The 3099-nt window shown below is 73.8% G+C and carries 3 protein-coding genes; all 3 read left to right on the forward strand.

Features of this window, described 5'->3' with window-relative positions:
* Positions 1-1983: DEAD/DEAH box helicase (locus D471_RS0105095; protein ID WP_017597631.1), on the forward strand; the 1983-nt coding region annotated here is incomplete at its 5' end.
* A gap of 232 nt (positions 1984-2215) precedes the next feature.
* Positions 2216-2539 carry a hypothetical protein gene (locus D471_RS0105100; RefSeq protein WP_017597632.1) on the forward strand — a complete coding sequence of 108 codons (324 nt, stop codon included), beginning with the start codon at positions 2216-2218 and terminating at the stop codon, positions 2537-2539.
* Positions 2540-2588: 49 nt separating this feature from the next.
* The gene (locus D471_RS0105105) at positions 2589-3071 is read left to right on the forward strand and encodes a hypothetical protein (protein WP_017597633.1); all 483 of its coding nucleotides are present in this window, start codon (positions 2589-2591) and stop codon (positions 3069-3071) included.
* Positions 3072-3099: the final 28 nt, after the last annotated feature.

Below are 3099 nucleotides of genomic sequence, written 5' to 3' on the forward strand. Positions count from 1 at the left end.
ACCGCCCAGGGCATCACCGACCGCCCCCTCATCCAGACCGAACTGTCCGAGACCGACACCGAACGCGCCCGCAAACGCGCCGAGAAGCAGGCCCGCCAGGACGCCCTGACCACACCCCTGCTCGAAGCGGTCCCCACCACCGCCCACGACCGCGACGACCACCACCACGCCCGCGCCACCCTGGCCGCCCTGGTCGGCTACTACCAGCGCGAGGCCCTCCCGCCCTGGCGCGAGCACTACCGCCGCGCCAACGCGCCCCTGACCGATCTGGAGACCGACACCGACTGCGTCGTGCCCTGGCGCGTCCAGGCGGGGGAGTGGGTCGAACCCACCGGCCGCCAACGCAAGTCCCGCCGCGAAATCGCCCTACGCCTGGACACCGCCCACCCCCACCCCTTCACCACCGGCCAGGACACCCACCTGCTCTACCCCGGCGCCCCCGGCCAGGCCGCGACCACCACCACGGCCACCGTCACCCACGCCGAACCCGACCGCCTCACCCTCACCGAGACCTGCGACCCCGACGCCACCTACTCCCGCCCACCCGTGGCCGTCCTGCCCGGCGCCCCCGTCAACGCCCAACCCAAGGACGGCGCCCTCGAACTCGTCGCCCGCACCGCCGTGGACGACCTCCCCGAATGGCCCCGCCACCCAGGCCTGGACGTCCTACGCCGCCGCCCGCCCCGCCTCACCCACGGCGGCCCCCTGCCCGACCCCCACACCACCGGCCACGACCCGATCGCCGCCACCATCGCCGCCGTCGACGCCCTGGACCACTCCTACCTGGCCGTCCAGGGCCCGCCCGGCGCCGGGAAGACCTACCTGGCCGCCCAGCTCATCACCCACCTGGCCCGCCAGGGCCGCACCATCGGCGTGTGCTCCACCAGCCACAAAGCCGTCGAGAACGTCATGGGCGCCGCCCTGGCCGCCGCCGAAGCCGCCGGAGTCGACCTACCCGCCGCCAAACGCGCCAAAGGCCGAGGCAAGGACGCCGCCGAGGCCGACCTGCCCTGGGAACAACCCGCCAACCCCCAAGCCCTGGCCCGCTGGCGCACCCAGCACACCGACCAGGGCCACCCCGTCCTCATCGGCGGCACCGCATGGGCCATGACCAACGCCGCCATGGTCGCCGACCCCCTGGACGTGCTCATCATCGACGAGGCCGGACAGTTCGCCCTGGCCGACACCCTGGCCGTCTCCGCCGCCGCCCACAACCTCGTCCTGCTCGGCGACCCCCAACAACTGCCCCAGGTCGTCCAAGGCACCCACGGCGAGGGCGCCGACGCCTCCGCCCTGCAACACCTCATGGGCACCGACCCCATCATCGACCCCAAACGTGGCTACTTCCTCGACCAGACCCGCCGCATGCACCCAGCCGTGTGCCGCACCGTCTCCGAACTGTCCTACCAAGGCCGCCTCCACGCCCACCCCACCACCACCCACCGCACCCTCACCGGCCCCGAACCCGGCGTGTACACCCACCCGGTCGCCCACACCGGCCGCACCACCCACAGCCCCGAGGAGGTCGACGCCGTCCTGGCCATCGCCACCACCCTGGTCGGCCACCGCCTCACCCCCGGCCCCGACCACGACCCGCGCCCCCTGACCGGCGCCGACATCCTCGTCGTGGCCCCCTACAACCTCCAAGTGCGCGCCCTGCGCCGCGCCCTGGCCGACGCCGCCCGCCACACCCCCGCCCTCGACGGCATCCGCGTGGGCACCGTCGACCGGTTCCAGGGACAGGAGGCCGCCGCCGTCATCTGCTCCATGACCACCTCCAACGCCGCCGACACCAGCCGCGGCCCCGCCTTCGTCCTGGACCGCAACCGCCTCAACGTGGCCCTGTCGCGCGCCCAACTCCTGGCCGCCGTGGTCCACTCACCCGACCTGCTCACCACCACACCGCGCACCATCGACGAACTGCGCCTGCTGGCCGGATTCACCCGCCTGACCAAGGGCGCCCGCCCCTGGCCCCACCCTTGAGGCAGGGCCCGCGAACGCCTCCGACACGGCCCCCCCCCCCCACGCCGGACACCAGCCGCGGAAGCACGCCCCCCACCCCCACCGCGCACGGTTCCGGACACCCCGCACGTGGAGTACGTTTTACACAGCACACCGGTCCCCGGCACCACCTACCCGGGCGCCCGTCGACCCGGTATGCCTCCTCCCATCACCGCCCTGGCCCGCCACACGCTCGAAAGGCACCACGGCCCCCGTGTCTGACCGACCTTCCGCTCCCAGCGGTGGCCACAACACCCGCCACCCCACCGGCATCCGCGTCGTCCTGGCCATCCTGGCCCTGGCCACCCTGGTACTCGGCCCCGCCGGATACCTCATGGGCGTGCGCGCCTCCGCCCACGACGGCTCGGCCGCCGAATGGTTCACCCTCGCCTTCGGCGCCGCCGTGGGCCTGCCCTTCCTCGCCGCCGCCGTGGCCACCGTCGCCGGAGACCGCCGCGCCGCCCTGTGGTCACTGGCCCTGCTCGTCTGGCCGATCGTGTTCGTCACCGTCATCCACCTGTCCGGGCGGGGCGGGTAGGCTTCCCCCTCACCAGGGACGACGAGCACCACCGACCAAGGACCCACCCGTGTCACCCAAGAAACGCCAACGCCGCAAACCCCGCCGCGCGACGCCCTGGCCCACACCCGCCAGCGACCGGGGCGCCACCCCGCGCGAGCGCACCGTCAGCCGCACCCCCGTGGTCATCGACGACCCACCCGACCGCCGCGTCACCGCCCTGTGGGTCGTCCTCACCCTGCTCTGGCTCCTGGGCACCCCGCTGGCCCTGGTCAACCTCGTCCTCGTCGTCACAAACGCCCAGACCGCCGCCCTGTCCACCCCCGGCGGACCACCCGCCGACGTGGTCACCGACATCGGCAACGGCCTGGTATGGGTCCTGATCATGGCGCTGGCCGTACCCGCCGCCTCCGCCGTCACCGCCCTGATCCTGCGCCGCACGATCGCCGCGATCGGCTTCACCACCGCACTGGTCGTCTCCGCCGTCCCCCTCCTGGTGATCATGCCCCCCGCCGACCTGTGGCAGGCCCTGGCCACCCACTTCACCAGCTGACCGGCGACCCGATCCGCCACGCACACCC

It is taken from the genome of Nocardiopsis lucentensis DSM 44048, from assembly GCF_000341125.1.
GTDB lineage: Bacteria > Actinomycetota > Actinomycetes > Streptosporangiales > Streptosporangiaceae > Nocardiopsis > Nocardiopsis lucentensis.